An 18,260-nucleotide genomic window follows, 5' to 3' on the forward strand; every position below is an offset into this window, starting at 1 on the left:
CCGGGGAATGCGAACATCGGCGGTGTTCCAGGGGTATTGGTGACGGGGCGCTATCGGCTGGTCGAAAGTATCGGTCAGGGGGGAATGGGGCGGGTGTGGCGAGCCGCCGACGAAATACTCGACCGGCAGGTCGCCGTCAAGGAAATGCGCATCGACGGCCTCGACGCGGAGGACAGCGGGACGCGCCGCGAACGCACCCTGCGCGAGGCCAGGGCCACGGCCCGGATCGACCACCCCAACGTCGTGCGGGTGTACGACGTGGTCGACGAAGGCGAACGCCTGTGGATCGTCATGGAGTTGGTCGCGGGCCGCTCCCTCGAACGGATCCTCGCCGAGGAGGGCCCCCTGGGGCCGTGCGATACGGCCCGGATCGGGCTCGGCCTGGTCGCGGCGCTACGGCAGGTCCACGCACGGGGAGTACTGCACCGGGACATCAAGCCGGGCAACGTGCTCGTGGAGAACGGGAGCGGCCCGGCCGGCCCGGGACGCGAACGACGCGTGGTCCTCACGGACTTCGGTATCGCCGCGATCCAGGACGCCAAGGCGCTCACCATGGTCGGCATGCTGGTCGGCTCGCCCGACTACATGGCCCCCGAGCGCATATCCGGCCGCCCGCAGGGCCCGCCGTCCGACGTCTGGTCCCTCGGCGCGACCCTCTGCGCGGCCCTGGGCGGCCGTTCCCCCTTCGCTCGCGACACCACGCTGGCGACCTTGCACGCGGTCCTGTACGAGGAGCCCGAACTCCCCGCCGGGTGCGGCCCGTTGCGCGGCATCCTGACGTCCCTGCTGGAAAAGGACCCGTCGGCCCGTCCGGGGCTCGAGGAACTGGAAGCGGCCTTGGAGCCGGTCGCGTTCCCGCCGCCGACGCCTACGGTGCCGGTGGGGGCGGGCCGGGAGCGACGGGAGTGCGCGACGAACTTCCCGGAGCCGGTGTCGGATTCGCCGCCCGCGCGGGAACCAGTGGCGGTTCCGGGCTGCCGGCCCGAACACGTACCTGACCTGGACCCCGAGCGGGACGGACAACCGGCCCCGGAACCGGAACGGGAGCCGCGGACATCGGCCCCCATGCCACCACCCCGGCCACCCACGCCGCCACCCACTCCGAAGGACCCTCGCCAACCCGCCCCCACCCCCGCCCCGCAGACGGCACCACCGAACACGGCCGGTTCGCCGACCCCCGCCGTCAGCAGCACCACCGCCACTCCCGCCACCACCACGACCACCCAGGGCCCGAGCCGCGTCTCCCTCACCCGAGCGCAGGCGGCGACGGAGTGCCGCCCCCACCCCGCCCCGGCCCCCACCACGATGCCGCCGGGCGAACTCCCCGGCCCCGCCACACCGGCCGCCGCCCGCCCCCGCTCCGGCCACCGCCGCACCACGCTCGCCGCCGCGGCGGCCACGGTCGCGACGGTCGGCGCCGTCGTGGGGATCGTGCTGGCGACGACATCCGGCTCACCGGGCGACGACGACCCCCGCGCGGGCTCCTCGGCCTCCGCACCACTCACCACAGCCCCCGCCACGGACTCCGCCACCGAACCCACCCCGGACTCCACACCCTCAGCCACGGTCGGAGGCACATCCAGGCCGCAGAGCCTGCCGCCGGGCGCGCACCGGGAGGCCGGTGGATTCGCCTGGGCGACACCCGAGGACTGGCGGCGGGACGTGAAGACGGGCGCGGAAGTGCACTACACCTCCCCGGACGGCACACAGGAACTCGTCGGCAAGTCGTCCCTGGCCCGCGGCGACCTGCTGGAGACCTGGCAGACCTCGGAGCGCAACGCCCAGCAGGGGAAGGACTACCGCAAGATCCGCCTGGAGGAGACGACGTACCGCGGCCACCCGGCGGTGATCTGGGAGTACACGTTCACGTTGCGGGGCGTCCACTGGCACGCCCGCCTGCTCGGCTTCAACGTGGACGGCAAGTCGTACCAGATCAACACCTGGTACGACTCCGGCATCGAACCGGAAGCCCTCCGCACGTACGAGAAGGTCAAGGACAGCTTCACGGTGCTGTAGGGGGCAACGCAAAGGCCTGCGGTGCGTGTTCCGGCGGAACACGCACCGCAGGCCCCGGTTCACCGCGAAGGGCGAGCGCCGGAGGGGTCAGCCGGCCGAGACCTCGTCCCGGCTGTCGTCCTGGGGCTGCGTCTGCGCCTGGGCGGCGTCAGCGGCGGCGGCCCGCTGCCCCCCGCGCACCTTCTCCTTCACGAAGGCGACGACGAGGACGAGCGCGGCGACGAGCAGCGACAGCACGATGGTCTGGCGCCCGTCGTGCTCGGTGTCGGTGAGCATGTAACCGAGGATGAACACGATCAGCGCGGCCGTCGCCCAGGTCAGGTACGGGTACAGCCACATCTTCACGACGAGCTTCTCGGGCGCCTCGGCCTGGATGATCTTCCGCATCCGCAGCTGGGAGAAGCAGATCACCAGCCACACGAACAGGGCGACCGCGCCACTGGAGTTCACCAGGAAGAGGAAGACGGAGTCCGGGAACTTGTAGTTGAAGAAGACGGCGACGAATCCGAACGCCACGGAAGCGAGGATCGCCGTCCGCGGCACGCCGTTGCCGGTCGTGCGGGCGAAGGACTTCGGGGCGTCGCCGCGGCGGCCGAGCGAGAAGGCCATGCGGGAGGCGGTGTAGAGGCCGGAGTTGAGGCAGGACAGCACCGAGGTCAGCACGATGAAGTTCATGATCTGACCGGCGTGCGGAATGCCGAGGGAGTCGAGCGCGGCGACGTAGGAGCCGTCGTCGGTGATGGACTTGCTGTCCCACGGCAGCAGGGACACCACGACGAAGATCGAGCCGAGGTAGAAGACGGCGACTCGCCAGATGATGCTGTTGGTGGCCTTGGTGACGGCCTGCTGCGGGTTCTCGGACTCACCGGCGGCCAGGGTGGCGATCTCGCTGCCCATGAAGGAGAAGACGACGAGCAGCACACCGGTGAGGATCGCCCCGGGACCGTGGGGCAGGAAGCCCCCGTGCTCGGTGAGGTTGCTCAGCCCGGCCTGTTCGCTGTCGACACCGGGCAGCACCCCGAACACGGCGAGCCCGCCGATGACGATGAACGCGGCGATCGCGACCACCTTGATCCCGGCGAACCAGAACTCGAACTCGCCGTACGACCCGACGGAGACGAGGTTCGTGGCGGTGAGCACCACCATCACGATCAGGGCCCAGGCCCACTGCGGCACGGCCGGTATCCACCCCTCCAGGATCACGGCCCCGGCGGTCGCCTCGACCGCCAGCACGACCACCCAGAAGAACCAGTACAGCCAGCCGATGGAGAAACCGGCCCAGGGGCCGAGCGCCCGGTCGGCGTGCGCGGAGAAGGAACCCGAGGTCGGGTTGGCGGCCGACATCTCACCGAGCATCCGCATCACCAGCACGACGAGCGTGCCGACGAGGGCGTACGACAGCAGGATGCCGGGCCCCGCGGTGGCGATACCCGAGCTGGACCCGACGAACAGGCCCGCCCCGATGACACCGCCGATGGCGATCATCGACAGATGCCGGTTCTTGAGCCCTGCCTGGAGCCCGGGTTCGCCGCCGGGTTCTCCGGGGCCGCCGGGTTCGTTTCCTGTCGTCTTGAGAGTCGGCTGCGAGGTCATGGAACGGTTTTCCTTTGCGCCGGGGAGCTGTTTTCCGTACGTCCGCCTGAGCCGTACGAACGGGTGTGTCGCGGCAAGACGGTGTACAGGGGCTCATACGAGCGTGGTGCAGCGGTGTACGAGCGGGTCCAGTGAATCGGAGGCGAACGACATGGAGAACCTTTGAATCCAGATTGTTACTTGAGGTTTTCCTGAGCTTCTATAACGCGGCTCACATTCGCCTCACGTTTTCGTGAGCGCCACCCCGCGCGCCTGCCCCGAAACACCCGTGTCACACTCGTCCCATGCGCGTGTACCTCGGCTCGGACCATGCGGGCTACGAACTCAAGAACCACCTCGTCGAGTGGCTGAAGGCGGCGGGTCACGACCCCGTCGACTGCGGCCCGCACATCTACGACGCCCAGGACGACTACCCGCCCTTCTGTCTCCGCGCCGCGGAGCGGACGGCCGCGGACCCCGAGGCCCTCGGCATCGTCATCGGCGGCTCCGGCAACGGCGAGCAGATCGCCGCGAACAAGGTCAAGGGCGTCCGTGCGGCCCTCGCCTGGAGCGAGGAGACGGCGGCACTCGGCCGCCAGCACAACAACGCCAACGTCGTCGCCGTGGGCGCGCGCATGCACTCGCAGGACGAGGCGACGGCGTTCGTCGAGACGTTCCTCGGCACGCCGTTCTCCGGTGACGAACGTCACATCCGTCGAATCGACATGCTCGAGACGTACGAATCGACAGGCGACCTCCCGCCCATCCCGCCCCACCACCCCCAGCAGTAAGCCCCGGCCGGTCCCGAGGCGTACGCCTGAACGACCGGCGCAGGCGCTCGCGCCCCGAGCGGGCGAAAGCCCCCGCCCCGAGGCGCGAGGCCGCCGGCCTCCACCCACCGCCGCCTCGCCCCCGAGCCCGGCGCACAGCTCCATGTCCGAAGCCGACGTGGTGCTCGGCGTTCGGGCCTCATGGGGGTGTCGCAGCCCAACGGGGGCGGTGTCGAGTGGGGCCCGGGGCGGAGCCATGAGGTCTTTCGACCTCGGCCTCCTGAGTAACCGCGGGCGGGTGGGCAAAGGCGACGATCACAGGAGAAACGCGTGCCGGAAGGCCACACCATCCACCGGCTGGCCCTCGACTACGCCAGGGCCTTCCTCGGCACGACCCCCCGGGTGACCAGTCCCCAGGGCAAGTTCTCCGACGCCGCCTCCCTCCTCACCGGCTCGGAACTCACCCACACGGAAGCCCACGGCAAACACCTCTTCCTCGGCTTCCGCGCCACCGACTGGATCCACATCCACCTCGGCCTCTTCGGCAAGGTCACCTTCGGCCCCGCCCCCGTACCCCCGCCCACCGACACCGTCCGCCTCCGCCTCGCGAACGGCACCACCTACGTGGACCTCCGCGGCCCCACCACCTGCGCCCTCATCACACCCCCGGAGAAGCAGGCGATACACGACCGCCTCGGCCCCGACCCCCTCCGCGACGACGCCGACCCGGACACCGCGTACCGCCGCGTCTCCCGCAGCCGTACGACCATCGCCGCCCTGCTCATGGACCAGAAGGTCATCGCCGGTGTGGGAAACGTCTACCGCGCGGAGGTCCTCTTCCGGCACCGCATCGACCCGTACCGCCCCGGCAAGGACATCACCCCCGCCGAGTGGCACGCGATCTGGACCGACCTGGTCGAGCTCATGCGCGAGGGCGTCCGCAACAACCGCATCGACACGGTCCGCCCGGAACACACCCCGGAGGCGATGGGCCGCCCGCCCCGCGTGGACGACCACGGCGGCGAGGTGTACGTCTACCGCAGGGCCAACCAGCCCTGCCACATCTGCGGCGGCGAGATCCGCACCGCCGATCTCGCCGCCCGCAACCTCTTCTGGTGCCCGACCTGCCAACGCCCCTGAGAATCAGCCCCGCCCTCAGAAACCGTGCGGCAGCCACGGAGCCGCCACACCGGCCCCGAATCCCAACGAGGCCTCCGCCAGCGCCCCCCGCCGCAATTCCCGCACACGCCCCGCCGCCCCCAACGCCCCGAGGCTCACCCCGCCGAGATACGCCGCCCCCAACTCCCGTACGGACAAGGCGACATCCGCCGTGTCCGTCGTACGCGCGCAGGACGCCCCCTTCGCATCCCCGCTGAGCCGCCAACGCCCGGTGTTCCAGGGACAGAACGCGTCCTCCACCTCGAACACCACATCCACCGGCGCCTGATACGTCCGCGCCTCCAGCGCGGCCCCGACATCCACCAGCCGTACGTGCAGCGAATCCCGCAACCGCGGCTGACACCGCCGTATGTCGGACACCAGGTGCTGCCACGCGTCGTCGACCGGCCGCCCCCGCATCACCAGCGTCGACGTCAGGTCGATGCCGAACAGGAACCGCAGCATCGCCGCGTCCGCCGCGGGGTCCAGCGCGGCCGAGTTCTCCACGATCACGCTGCCGTTGGGCCCGGCGGGCTCCCAGCCCGGCTTGACGCGGTACCGCGTGTACCCGACCGTCTCACCGTCCCGCTCGGCGAGGACGCACTGAAGCGGCGACGCCCCGCCCCGGTCGCTCTCCGGATCGAGCACCCCGAGCCGCTCCCAGCCGGGCTGCCGCGCCAGCATCCCCGGCCGCGACGGCACCAGCCGCGCGTACACCGCCTCGCACTCATCGACGACCTCGGCGGGAACGGCGTATCGCAGACGCACCTCGTCCGTACCCGCGGGCAGCGACGGCAGCCGCACCCGGCTCGTGTCGATCTCGGCGTTCAAGTGGAAGGTGGCGATGCCGTATCCGAACCGGCCGTAGATCGCCGGTTCGGAGGCCGTGAGCACGGCCAGCGACTCACCCCAGGCGCGGACGTCGTCCAACTGCCGCCGCATCATCGACGTCAGGACACCCCGCCGGCGATGCGTGGCGGCCACGCTCACCATCGTGACGCCCGCGGCCGGCACCGAGGCCCCGCCGGGCACGGTGAGCCGGAAGCGGAACGCCCCGGCCGTCCCCACACAGGCGTCCCCGTCCCAGACACCGAGTGAACGGTCGAACTGGGTCAGCGAGTTCCACAACTCCCGCTCCTCGACGGACTCCGGAACCCCGCCGAAGCCGCGGATGAGGGTGTCGTACCACTGGTCCCAGTCGTCCTGGCGAAGTACCCGCGGGGTCGCCGCGGAGCCGGCCGTGTCAATCGTCATGGACCATGCCTAGCAGGGCGATGCGGGACGAGCGAGGGAATTTCGCCGGGGTGGCGCAGGGCGGCGCGCGGTGAAGTTCACTGTGAAGTCGGCCCTCGGACGGGGGACAAGTAGGACCTCCCGTGCCAAGTGGCCGCTCCGATGGATAGGGTCCCGAACTAATGGCAGCAGGACGAGAGCGGCGCGCGGAAGCCGAGACGTTCACGGCCCGGTTGAAGAAGCAGTGGCACCGGGCCCGCGTCGGCGTGCGCCGGGCCGCCGTGGACTACTTCCGCGGCGACGGCTCGGACTGGATCGCCCTGGCCGGTCTGCTCATGACCGTCCCGCTGATCACGGCGGCGACGCTGGCGAACTCCGTGTGGTTCTCGCCGGCCGCGCTGGTCCTGCCGGTCGTCGTGGGCGGCCTGCTGCTGCGCCCGGCGAGCCTGCTCGGCCTGTATGCGGCGGCCGCCACGGCACTGATCGTGGAGTCGGTGCGGCTCGGCCCCTACACGGAGGGCCCGTCCCGGGTCACTCCGGGCGTGGTGCTGGTGGTCGCGGCCTGTGGTTTCTTCGGGCTGCTGCTGGCCCAGTTCCGCAGCCGCGTCGGCGTGCCCTGGCGGCGCGGCGGCACCATGCTGTTCGACCTGCGTGAACGCATCCGGGTGCAGAGCAAGCTGCCCGGCCTGCCCGACGGCTGGCACCGCGAGATGGCGCTGCGCCCGGCGGGCGGCCAGTCCTTCTCGGGCGACTTCGTGGTGGCCGCGCGCACCAACGGCGGCCGTACGCTCGAGGTCGTCCTCACCGACGTCTCCGGCAAGGGCATGGACGCGGGCTCCAGGGCGCTGCTCCTGTCCGGCGCGTTCGGCGGCCTGCTCGGCTCCCTCCCGCCGCACGCCTTCCTCCCTGCCGCCAACGGCTACCTGCTCCGCCAGGACTGGGACGAGGGCTTCGCGACCTCCATCCACCTGGTCCTCGACCTGGACTCCGGTGACTACGAGCTCTACTCCGCCGGCCACCCGCCGGGCCTCCAGCTCAGCGCGGGCAGCGGCCGCTGGGAGGAGAAGACGGCGGAAGGCCCGCTCCTCGGTGTGTACGACGGCGCCCAGTTCGACCCGGTGAAGGGCTCGCTCCGCCCGGGTGACGTGCTGATGCTGTTCACGGACGGCCTGGTGGAGACCTCCGACCGCGACATCGTCGAGGGCATCGACCGCCTCACCGGCGAGGCCGACCGTTACGTCGCGGGAGGCTTCCACGGCGCCGCCTGGCACCTCATCGAGGCGGTGGCCAAGGACGTCAACGACGACCGGGCCCTGCTGCTGATCTGCCGGGAGGGCCCGACGGCGGCCGCCGCCCGCTGAGGCGCCGTTCTCCTCAGATGCGGGCTGGGGCCAGGTGCGGTCTGGGACCAGGCGCGCACGGGGCCAGGTGCACACTGGAGCCGTGACCGAGACACCCCGCACCCCGCTGACCCTGGCCCAGGTCGAGGCCACCGCCCGCTCCGCGCACGCCGGCCAGACCGACAAGGTCGGACGGCCCTACGCCGAGCATCTCCAGGCGGTCGCGGAGGGCGTACGGACACGGGGCGGTGACGAGGAACAGATCGCGGCGGCCTGGCTGCACGACGCCGTCGAGGACGACGCGCTCTCGCCCGAGTGGCTGCGCGAGGCAGCGCTGAGCAGCCGTACCAAGGACATCGTCCTGGCGGTCACCAAGCGGGCCGGGGAACCGCCCGAGGCGTACGCCGCGCGCATCCTCGCCACGCCCGGCGCGCTGCTGGTGAAGGAGTCGGACCTGGCGCACAACGCGGACCCGGCACGCCTCGCGGTCCTGGACGAGGACACCCGCAAACGACTGACCGAGAAGTACACGCGGATGCGCGCACTTCTCGGTCTCGTCGGATGAACTCCGGTACGGGGCGTCAGGCGCTGACCTTCTCGCGCTCCCGCTCGCGTTCGCGCTCGGTCCGCTCGGCGCTCTGGCGCTCACGGGCGAGCTCGGCCGCGTCCCGCTTGAAGGCCCACTCCATCTTCGGCTCCATCGCGAACCGGAAGACACGCTGCACCGGCTTGGTGCACAGCACCGTCACGACGGCGGCCGCGGCGACGGTCACGGCGATCTCGCCGAGCGGCTGGTGCATCCACGTCGGCTCGAACCAGCCCTGGTAGTCGCCGGCCTTCACCAGGAAGCCGTGCAGCAGGTAGCCGTAGAGCGTGCCGGCGCCGAGCGCGGTGAACCACATGTGGCGGCGCGGCACCCAGGCGAAGAAGCAGGCGGTCAGCACCAGGGAGCAGCCGAACATCGCCAGCACCATGACCGGGCCGGTCCACCACGGCGCGCCCAGCTCCTGCGCGGAGTCCCGGTGGTAGAACCACGCGGTGTTCATGCGCGGCACGGCCCACCAGCTGAAGGCCAGCGCGGCGGCGAACACGGGCACCGAGGCGATCCGCACGGAACGGCGGCGCACCATGTGGAAGTGCTCGGGCTTCATCACCAGGCCCAGCACGAAGAACGGCAGGAACTGCAGGACCCGCTGGAGGTCCAGGTCGTCACCGATCTCCGGGGAGACGGACGCGACCATCGCGAGGCCGAGCGCGAGCGGCAGCGGCCAGCGCGCCATCTTCCAGATGGGGGTGGTCATCCGCCAGATGAACAGCGCGCACAGGAACCAGGTCAGGTACCAGGGGTCGAGAAGGCTGATCTCCTGGTGCGGGTCGTTGTCGATCCACCGCTTGAAGAGGGGGTAGGCCGTCTCGAAGAGGATGTACGGCACGGCGACGCCGGTGATCAGGCGCTTGAGCCGGTCGGGCCGCATGTCGAAACTGCGCGAGAAGTAGCCGGAGATGATGATGAACGCCGGCATGTGGAAGGCGTAGACGACCTGGTACGCGGCCTCGAGTATCCGGCTGTCGCCCTTGAGCGGTTCCCAGGCGTGGCCCATGGCCACCAGCACGATCGCGAGGTACTTGGCGTTGTCGAAGAACGCGTCGCGCTGCTTGCCGCTCTGCTTCTTCTGCGGGCTCTGCGGCGAGCGCGGGCTCGGCACTCCGTCGGCCGACGACTGTGCCGGGGGAAGTGGCGCCCTGCGGTCGCCGTTCGGTCGCAGCGAGTTCGTCACAGACCCTCCCACCAAGAGCTCGGGGAGACGATCCGGGACCTCGCTGCGCTTGCGGGGGACGAGGCAGCGTGGAACATCTGAGGCACCCTAGCGTTCCCTGCGGCTATTCGTAAAACGCCGGATGTGAATCCTGGCTATTCGCTGTGGGTACCCCCGGATTTCGGGTAGTTGACGTCACTGTCGGAGTGATGACCAACACATCGGCCGATGACGGACTGTGCTCATCACGCCCGCCCTGCTTGTCGTGATACATCCGGACTAAGCGAGGCATAAGACCAGCAGGCGACTCCGGTGGAATGTCCGCTTCCGCACCCCTTCGAAGCCTGCCCGCAGGGTTGTTGAGGGGCTTGCGGGGAAATTCGAATTAGCTGCGAACGCGTTGTGTGGGCATGGAAACGATTCGGTTGAATTCCCTGTGCGGGTGGCGCATCGAATTGCCGTACGAGTCCCTGCCGTTCGGCCCCGGGCCCCAGGCGGCGCACACCGGTTCGGACACGAGTGAGGTGGTCGATGCGTCACGGGCCGCATAGCCCGGCCGCGTTGGTGGCACGATGGTTCTGGCGGGGTGCGCGTGGTCGCGTCCCGGGCCGGGAGAGCGGACCGACCGAGGGTGTGATCAGTTGTGGCCATTTCACTGTCTGTGGTGCTGCTGTTGGCGATCATCCTTGTGGTGTTGCTGAGAGGCGGCTCCATCAAGGCAGGCCCAGCGATCGTGGCGGTCCTCTTCGGCTTCTTCCTCGCCTCGACCGGCATGGCCGACGACATCCAGCGGTTCCTCAACTCGATAGCGGAGACCATCAACTCCATCAGCTTCTGACCGGGTCGGTACCGCGGAACCGAGGGCCTGCGGATACGCTCCTCCCCGACGACGAGGCAGTGCGTGACGGGGGGAACGTACGGGGATGGCGCTGCGCGACTCCGACCCGGCCGAGGTGGGTGGCTACCGCATCGAGGACCGCCTCGGCTCCGGCGGCATGGGTGTGGTCTACCTGGCCCGCTCGGCCTCCGGCCGGTCCCTCGCGATCAAGGTCGTGCACGGCCAGTACGCCGACGACGACGAGTTCCGCGCCCGTTTCCGCCGCGAGGTGGCCGCCGCCCGCCAGGTCAGCGGGGCCTTCACGGCCCCGGTCGTGGACGCGGACGCCGACGCGGCCCGCCCCTGGATGGCCACGCTCTACATACCGGGCGCGGACCTCGGCACCCACGTCCGCGAACACGGCCCGCTCCCGCTGCCCCGCCTGCGCGAACTCGCCGCCGGGCTCGCCGAGGCACTGCGCGACATACACCGCGCCAAAGTCGTCCACCGCGACCTGAAGCCGGCCAACGTGATGCTCGCCGACGACGGCCCGCGCGTCATCGACTTCGGCATCTCACGCGCCGCCGAGTTCGCCGCCGCCGACGTCCTCACCCAGACCGGCCGCGTCATGGGCACGCCGCCCTTCATGTCCCCGGAACAGTTCGCGTCCCCCCAGGACGTCGGCCCGGCCGCCGACATCTTCTCCCTCGGCTCGGTCCTCACCTACGCGGCCACCCGCCGGGGCCCGTTCGACAGCCCCAGCCCGTACGAGACGGCTCTGCGGGTCGTCGAGGGCGAGCCGGACCTCACCGGCGTACCGGACGAGCTCCTTCCCTTCATCCGCTCCTGCCTGGAGAAGCACCACAAGTCCCGCCCCACCGCGGACGACCTGTTCACCCTGCTCCGTGGAGGCGCGACCCCCGGCACCACCCCACCACGTCCGGTACGGCCCTGGCCGGGCACCCGCCCCACCGAGCCCGCGGTCGCGGCATGGCCGGAGGCGCCCACCACCGACCGGGGCGAAGCCCCGCTCCACCTGCCCGCGGAGCCGGACACCGAGCGGGAGGAGGACCGCCGCCACCGGCCCGGCAAGACGCCGACGGAGCAGCGCGGCCCGGCCCGCGATCCGGCCGGGACACCGGCACCGGAGGCCGGACGCACCCGCAGGCGTCGCAGGCACGGGCTGCTGCTGATCACGGCCGCCGCGGCAGTCGCACTCGCCGCGCTCGTCACCACCACCCTCACCCTGACCCGCGACCGGGACCGCGACCGCGCGCCCTCGCCCGTCGCCGAGCCGGCCGACCTCCCCGCGGGCTGGAAGCCCTGGGCGACCGCGGCGAAGGCAGCGCCGGGCAGCGACCGCATCCTGGGAGGCGCCGACACCTCCCTCAGGGGCTGTGCCGCCGTCGGCACCTCCCTGGTGTGCGCCGGCGCCGACCTCATGGCGACCCGCTTCGCTCTCGCCGACGGCCGCAACACGTGGTCCCGGCCCGTCGACCCCACCCTCGACGCCGGCTCCGGCAACGAGGGCGCGCTCATCGGGACCGGCGACGGCCGCGTCTACGGCTACGAGGCCGACGACCAGAACTCCGCGAACGGCATCCGGACCACTTACACGGTGAACGCCTTGGCCGCCGACACCGGCAAGGTGCTCTGGAGGACTGACACCGGCGCAGGCGAGACGGCGACCGTCCCCGACAGCGCGCAGGGCGCGGCCACCGCCGTCCCCGAGGGTGTGGTCACTTTCTACGGGGCTCAGGGCGACCAGTACGCCCTGCTCGACGCCGAGACCGGCGACGTCCGCTGGAGGCAGCCGAAGCCGGACTTCCTGGACTGTGAGCTGCTCTCGGCGGCCCGCCGTGCCTACCTCGTCTGCGCGACCGCGCAGGAGGAGGGGAAAACCGGCCGCAGCACCGTCTCCCAGATCGACCCGGCCACGGGAAAGGCCCGCTGGACCGTCGAGGTCGACGGCTCCGCGCAGGTGCTCGGCCAGCACGACGGACGCCTGGTGCTCGCGGACACCCTCGACACGAACCGCGGGCTGACGCTGATCGACGTCTCCTCCCACGTGCTCACCGTGCGGCGACTCGCGCAGCCCCGGCCCGAGGACGCCGCCGCGTACCTGGTGCGCGGCACCGTCTACTTCACGCGGGCGAGCGGAGGCGTCCGCGCGGTCTCCCCGCGAACCGGCCGGACGCTGTGGGAATCGAACTCCTCCGTGGAGCAGCAGGGGCCCCCGGCCGCCTCCGCCACCCATGTGTACCTGGCGTCTCCCAGCGGCCGCCTCGCCGCTCTGAACGCGAGTACCGGCAAGATCGAGGGTACCCGCTCCGGCCGCGACGACAGCGGTCGCGCCAGCAGCATGTTCGTCACCGAGGGCGCCCCGCTCGTCCTCGTCGGCGACGCCCTGTACGTCCCCTACGGCATCCGCTCCGTCTACACGGTGAACGTCCGCGACCTCTGAATCCCGGAAACGACTTCGGGCCCGGTTCCGAAGAACCGGGCCCGAGGCCTACAGAGCGGGCGACGGGAATCGAACCCGCGTAGCTAGTTTGGAAGACTAGGGCTCTACCATTGAGCTACGCCCGCACAGCGCGCGCCGCAGGTCGGGTGACCGCGGCACTGAAGGCATCGTAGCGGGTCGGGCCCGTCCGTCGCACACCGCATTCCCGCCGTGGCCGACGCGGCACGGGCTCTGTGGAAATGCGTCGGCCGCACCGCCTGGCGGCATGTACCCTACGTGTCGCAGCAGACGGGGTGTGGCGCAGCTTGGTAGCGCGTCCGCTTTGGGAGCGGAAGGCCGTGGGTTCAAATCCCGCCACCCCGACCAGCCGGCCGATCACCTCGCGTGATCGTCTCCTGATCATTCGCGTGATCGCCTTTTGGGCGGTGTAGTCGCTGCCGTTACTATGCAAGCTGCACGCCCGTGTGTCTCATCGTCTGAAGTCCTCCGGGCGGCGAAATCCGCCGGGCCGCTCTGGCGCCGGCAGAACCCAAGAAGTCAGCCACAAGGAGACCGAACCGTGAAGAGCGCCGTGGAGACCCTGAACCCGACTCGGGTTCGGCTCACTGTCGAGGTGCCCTTCGAGGAGCTCAAGGACAGCCTCGACGCGGCGTACAAGAAGATCAACCAGCAGGTCACGGTGAAGGGCTTCCGCAAGGGCAAGGTCCCGGCCCGGGTCATCGACCAGCGGTTCGGCCGCGGTGCGGTGCTGGAGGAGGCCGTCAACGACGCGCTGCCGAAGTTCTACACCGACGCGGTCAACGAGGCCGAGCTGAGCCCCCTGGGCCAGCCGGAGGTCGACATCACGGAGCTGAAGGACGGCGAGACGCTGAACTTCACCGCCGAGGTCGACATCCGCCCCGCGATCGAGATCCCGGACTACTCCGGCATCGAGGTCGAGGTCGACGCCGTCGAGGTCACCGAAGAGGACGTCGACAAGGCGGTCGAGGAGCTCCGTGAGCGCTTCGCCTCCACCGCGCCGGTCGAGCGTGCCGCCGAGGACGGCGACGTCGTGACGATCGACCTGGAGGCCAAGGTCGAGGGCGAGGTCCTCGAGGACGGCGTCGCGAGCGGCGTCTCCTACACCATCGGCTCCGGCGAGCTGCTGGACGGCATCGACGACGCCGTGACGGGCCTGGAGGCCGGTGGCGAGGCCACCTTCACCTCCGAGCTCAAGGGCGGCTCGGCGGCCGGCAAGGAGGCCGAGGTCACCGTCAAGGTCACCCAGGTCGCCAAGCGCGAACTGCCCGAGCTGGACGACGAGTTCGCGCAGCTCGCCTCCGAGTTCGACACCATCGAGGAGCTGCGCGCCGACAGCCGCAAGCGCCTGGAGAACATGAAGCAGTACGACCAGGCCACGCAGGCCCAGGAGCGCGTCCTGGAGAAGCTGCTCGAGCTGGTCGAGGTCCCCGTCCCCGAGAAGCTGCTCGAGGACGAGGTCAACACGCGCAAGCACAACCTCGAGCACCACCAGCTCGGCCAGATGGGTCTGGACCTCGCGAAGTACCTGGAGATCCAGGGCAAGAGCGAGGAGGAGTTCGAGACCGAGACCCGCGAGGCCGCGGTCAAGGGCATCAAGACCCAGTTCGTCCTCGACGAGCTCGTCAAGCAGGAGAAGCTCAACGTCAACCAGGAGGAGCTCACCGAGCACCTCATGCGGCGTGCGGCCTCCTCCGGCATGTCCCCCGACCAGTTCGCCCAGGCGGTCGTCGAGGGCGGCCAGGTTCCGCTCCTGGTCGGCGAGGTCGCCCGCGGCAAGGCCCTGGCCGTCGTGGTCGAGAAGGCCACGGTCAAGGACACCAACGGCGAGATCATCGACCTCGACGACGAAGAGGACGAGGCCACCACCGAGGCCTCCGCCGAGGAGACCCCGGCCGAGACCGAGGCCCCGGCCGAGACCGCCGAGGAGAAGACCGAGGGCTGAGCCCCCGGGCACCTCACAACGCCGCAAGGACGGGCCCCGAGACACACAGTGCTTCTCGGGGCCCGTCGCGTTACCGGCCCCCGGCCGCTACGCCCCCGGCGAACACTCCCATCTCCGGGATTCCCCGAAGGGACCCGCGCGTTAGGGTCCATGAGTACCAGGGCAGTGGAGTCTCCGATACGGCTCCCGCCCCGCAGGGAACACGTGAAGACGGCCCGGCGCCGTCGTAAGACGAGCAGGTGGATACGTGACGAATCTGATGCCTTCAGCCGCCGGCGAGCCTTCCATCGGTGGTGGCCTCGGCGACCAGGTCTACAACCGGCTGCTCAACGAGCGGATCATCTTCCTCGGCCAGCCGGTCGACGACGACATCGCGAACAAGATCACCGCACAGCTGCTGCTCCTTGCCGCCGATCCGGACAAGGACATCTACCTGTACATCAACAGCCCCGGCGGTTCGATCACGGCCGGCATGGCGATCTACGACACCATGCAGTTCATCAAGAACGACGTGGTGACCATCGCCATGGGCCTCGCGGCCTCGATGGGACAGTTCCTGCTCAGCGCGGGCACGCCCGGCAAGCGCTTCGCGCTGCCGAACGCCGAGATCCTCATCCACCAGCCCTCCGCCGGCCTGGCGGGCTCCGCCTCCGACATCAAGATCCACGCCGAGCGGCTGCTGCACACCAAGAAGCGCATGGCCGAGCTCACCGCCCAGCACACCGGCCAGTCGGTCGAGCAGATCACCCGGGACTCGGACCGCGACCGCTGGTTCGACGCCTTCGAGGCCAAGGAGTACGGCCTCATCGACGACGTGATCCCCACGGCCGCCGGCATGCCGGGCGGCGGCGGCACCGGGGCCTGAGAGGTCCCCACGGGGCCTGTGGAGCCCCGTGAGGCCCACGGAGCCCTCCCGGGCCCCCGCGACCCCAGACAGCCCCAGCCGACCGCCTCAGCCCTTTTCAGGAGACACCGTGAACCAGTTCCCCGGCAGCGGGATCTACGACCGTATGCACGCCGTGCAGGACATGCGCGCCGCTCAGGGCGAGTACACCGGCCCGCAGGCCGAGTCCCGCTACATCATCCCGCGCTTCGTCGAGCGCACCTCCCAGGGCATTCGCGAGTACGACCCGTACGCGAAGCTCTTCGAGGAGCGCGTGATCTTCCTCGGCGTCCAGATCGACGACGCCTCCGCCAACGACGTCATGGCGCAGCTGCTGTGCCTGGAGTCGATGGACCCCGACCGTGACATCTCGGTCTACATCAACAGCCCCGGCGGTTCCTTCACGGCGCTCACCGCGATCTACGACACGATGCAGTACGTGAAGCCGGACATCCAGACGGTCTGCATGGGCCAGGCGGCCTCCGCCGCCGCCGTCCTGCTGGCCGCAGGCACCCCGGGCAAGCGCATGGCCCTGCCGAACGCGCGCGTGCTGATCCACCAGCCGTACAGCGAGACCGGCCGCGGTCAGGTGTCCGACCTGGAGATCGCCGCCAACGAGATCCTCCGGATGCGTACGCAGCTGGAGGAGATGCTGGCCAAGCACTCGACCCAGACGATCGACAAGATCCGCGAGGACATCGAGCGCGACAAGATCCTCACGGCCGAGGACGCGCTGAGCTACGGCCTGATCGATCAGGTCATCTCCACCCGGAAGATGGACAACTCGAGCCTGCGCTGAGGCGAGAGGCTGTATCGTCTGCCGCCCCTTGGCATGGTTTGGGACGGTCCACGTCAAAGAGAACCGCGCCAAGGGGGGCACGAACGAGGGGCCCGGCAAGGTACCGTCGGACATAAGGCAGCACCAGGAGTCCGCTGGACGTCGGCGTCCAGGAGTCTCCCAGGCGAAGGGGAAGCACACCGTGGCACGCATCGGTGACGGCGGCGATCTGCTCAAGTGCTCGTTCTGCGGCAAGAGCCAGAAGCAGGTCAAGAAGCTCATCGCAGGGCCCGGTGTGTACATCTGCGACGAGTGCATCGACCTCTGCAACGAGATCATCGAGGAAGAGCTGGCGGAGACCAGCGAGGTCCGCTGGGAGGAGCTCCCGAAGCCCCGCGAGATCTACGAGTTCCTCGAGGGGTACGTGGTCGGCCAGGAGGCCGCCAAGAAGGCGCTCTCCGTCGCGGTGTACAACCACTACAAGCGCGTCCAGGCCGGCGAGAACGGCGGGGGGAGCAGCCGTGACGACGCCATCGAGCTGGCGAAGTCCAACATCCTCCTCCTCGGCCCCACGGGCTCCGGCAAGACGCTCCTCGCGCAGACCCTGGCGCGCATGCTGAACGTCCCCTTCGCGATCGCGGACGCGACGGCCCTGACGGAGGCCGGCTACGTCGGCGAGGACGTCGAGAACATCCTCCTCAAGCTGATCCAGGCCGCCGACTACGACGTCAAGAAGGCCGAGACCGGGATCATCTACATCGATGAGATCGACAAGGTCGCGAGGAAGAGTGAAAACCCCTCGATCACGCGCGACGTGAGCGGGGAGGGCGTACAGCAGGCCCTGCTGAAGATCCTGGAGGGCACCACGGCCTCCGTCCCGCCGCAGGGCGGCCGCAAGCACCCGCACCAGGAGTTCATCCAGATCGACACGACGAACGTGCTGTTCATCGTGGGCGGTGCCTTCGCGGGCCTGGAGAAGATCATCGAGTCCCGGGCCGGCGCCAAGGGCATCGGCTTCGGCGCGCAGATCCGCTCCAAGCGCGAGATGGAGTCCAAGGACCAGTTCCAGGAGGTCATGCCGGAGGACCTGGTCAAGTTCGGCATGATCCCCGAGTTCATCGGCCGCCTCCCGGTCATCACCTCGGTCCACAACCTCGACCGCGAGGCCCTGCTCCAGATCCTCGTCGAGCCGCGCAACGCGCTCGTCAAGCAGTACCAGCGGCTCTTCGAACTCGACGGCGTCGAGCTGGACTTCGAGCGCGAGGCCCTCGAAGCCATCGCCGACCAGGCCATCCTCCGCCAGACCGGCGCGCGAGGCCTGCGCGCCATCATGGAGGAAGTCCTCCAGGGCGTGATGTACGAGGTCCCGTCCCGCAAGGACGTGGCCCGGGTCGTCATCACGGCGGACGTCGTCCAGTCGAACGTGAACCCGACGCTGATTCCGCGGGATGCGCGGGGGCGGGGGCCGGGAGAGCAGAAGACGGCGTGACACACACGTAAAGGGAAGGG

General features: G+C 70.0%; 14 protein-coding genes and 2 tRNA genes. 12 read left to right on the top strand and 4 right to left on the bottom strand.

Annotated elements, in window-relative coordinates; genetic code table 11:
• Positions 1-84 precede the first annotated feature (84 nt).
• Positions 85-2,016, top strand: a complete 1,932-nt coding sequence (locus QC385_RS31205) for a protein kinase domain-containing protein (protein WP_443033044.1) — start codon at positions 85-87, stop codon at positions 2,014-2,016.
• Between the two features lie 87 nt (positions 2,017-2,103).
• Here the strand turns inward: QC385_RS31205 and QC385_RS31210 are convergent, their stop codons facing one another.
• Positions 2,104-3,609 carry an amino acid permease gene (locus tag QC385_RS31210; protein ID WP_279544715.1) on the bottom strand — a complete coding sequence of 502 codons (1,506 nt, stop codon included), beginning with the start codon at positions 3,607-3,609 and terminating at the stop codon, positions 2,104-2,106.
• 284 nt (positions 3,610-3,893) lie between these two features.
• Between QC385_RS31210 and QC385_RS31215 the strand changes: the two genes are divergently transcribed.
• Positions 3,894-4,379, top strand: a complete 486-nt coding sequence (locus QC385_RS31215) for a ribose-5-phosphate isomerase (protein ID WP_279544716.1) — start codon at positions 3,894-3,896, stop codon at positions 4,377-4,379.
• A 309-nt stretch (positions 4,380-4,688) separates the two neighbouring features.
• Positions 4,689-5,498: an Fpg/Nei family DNA glycosylase gene (locus tag QC385_RS31220; RefSeq protein WP_279544717.1), complete on the top strand. Its 810-nt coding sequence runs from the start codon at positions 4,689-4,691 to the stop codon at positions 5,496-5,498.
• A gap of 15 nt (positions 5,499-5,513) precedes the next feature.
• Here the strand turns inward: QC385_RS31220 and QC385_RS31225 are convergent, their stop codons facing one another.
• Positions 5,514-6,770 (bottom strand): GNAT family N-acetyltransferase, encoded by a 1,257-nt coding sequence (locus tag QC385_RS31225; RefSeq protein WP_279544718.1) that lies wholly within the window; start codon positions 6,768-6,770, stop codon positions 5,514-5,516.
• A 161-nt stretch (positions 6,771-6,931) separates the two neighbouring features.
• Here QC385_RS31225 and QC385_RS31230 point away from each other — a divergent pair, with 161 nt between their 5' ends.
• Together QC385_RS31230 and QC385_RS31235 are read left to right on the top strand one after the other, a co-directional pair.
• Positions 6,932-8,110 (top strand): PP2C family protein-serine/threonine phosphatase, encoded by a 1,179-nt coding sequence (locus QC385_RS31230; protein WP_279544719.1) that lies wholly within the window; start codon positions 6,932-6,934, stop codon positions 8,108-8,110.
• Positions 8,111-8,192: 82 nt separating this feature from the next.
• Positions 8,193-8,654 (top strand): HD domain-containing protein, encoded by a 462-nt coding sequence (locus QC385_RS31235; protein WP_279544720.1) that lies wholly within the window; start codon positions 8,193-8,195, stop codon positions 8,652-8,654.
• A 16-nt stretch (positions 8,655-8,670) separates the two neighbouring features.
• On the opposite strand, the gene QC385_RS31240 is transcribed toward QC385_RS31235, so the two are convergent.
• Positions 8,671-9,795, bottom strand: a complete 1,125-nt coding sequence (locus QC385_RS31240) for an acyltransferase family protein (RefSeq protein ID WP_401469876.1) — start codon at positions 9,793-9,795, stop codon at positions 8,671-8,673.
• Positions 9,796-10,489: 694 nt separating this feature from the next.
• Here QC385_RS31240 and QC385_RS31245 point away from each other — a divergent pair.
• Both QC385_RS31245 and QC385_RS31250 read left to right on the top strand, forming a co-directional pair.
• Complete coding sequence (locus QC385_RS31245) at positions 10,490-10,684, top strand: hypothetical protein (protein ID WP_003990237.1); 195 nt, start codon at positions 10,490-10,492, stop codon at positions 10,682-10,684.
• A gap of 85 nt (positions 10,685-10,769) precedes the next feature.
• Positions 10,770-13,127, top strand: coding sequence for a protein kinase domain-containing protein (locus tag QC385_RS31250; protein WP_279544722.1), 2,358 nt, complete (start codon positions 10,770-10,772; stop codon positions 13,125-13,127).
• Between the two features lie 54 nt (positions 13,128-13,181).
• Here the strand turns inward: QC385_RS31250 and QC385_RS31255 are convergent.
• A tRNA-Gly gene (locus QC385_RS31255) sits at positions 13,182-13,252 on the bottom strand.
• 164 nt (positions 13,253-13,416) lie between these two features.
• Between QC385_RS31255 and QC385_RS31260 the strand changes: the two genes are divergently transcribed.
• From QC385_RS31260 to clpX, 5 genes are all read left to right on the top strand, one after another.
• A tRNA-Pro gene (locus QC385_RS31260) sits at positions 13,417-13,493 on the top strand.
• A gap of 193 nt (positions 13,494-13,686) precedes the next feature.
• A complete protein-coding gene (gene tig / locus QC385_RS31265; RefSeq protein ID WP_279544723.1) occupies positions 13,687-15,090 on the top strand; it encodes a trigger factor in 1,404 nt (467 codons plus the stop codon).
• A 259-nt stretch (positions 15,091-15,349) separates the two neighbouring features.
• A complete protein-coding gene (locus tag QC385_RS31270) occupies positions 15,350-15,955 on the top strand; it encodes an ATP-dependent Clp protease proteolytic subunit (protein WP_086603934.1) in 606 nt (201 codons plus the stop codon).
• Between the two features lie 109 nt (positions 15,956-16,064).
• A complete protein-coding gene (locus tag QC385_RS31275) occupies positions 16,065-16,772 on the top strand; it encodes an ATP-dependent Clp protease proteolytic subunit (RefSeq protein ID WP_150480842.1) in 708 nt (235 codons plus the stop codon).
• Positions 16,773-16,953: 181 nt separating this feature from the next.
• On the top strand, positions 16,954-18,240 hold the full coding sequence (gene clpX, locus QC385_RS31280) for an ATP-dependent Clp protease ATP-binding subunit ClpX (RefSeq protein ID WP_279544724.1): 1,287 nt from the start codon (positions 16,954-16,956) through the stop codon (positions 18,238-18,240).
• The last annotated feature ends 20 nt before the right edge of the window (positions 18,241-18,260 follow it).

It is taken from the genome of Streptomyces sp. DH10 (genome assembly GCF_029813805.1).
Classification (GTDB): Bacteria; Actinomycetota; Actinomycetes; order Streptomycetales; family Streptomycetaceae; genus Streptomyces; species Streptomyces coeruleofuscus.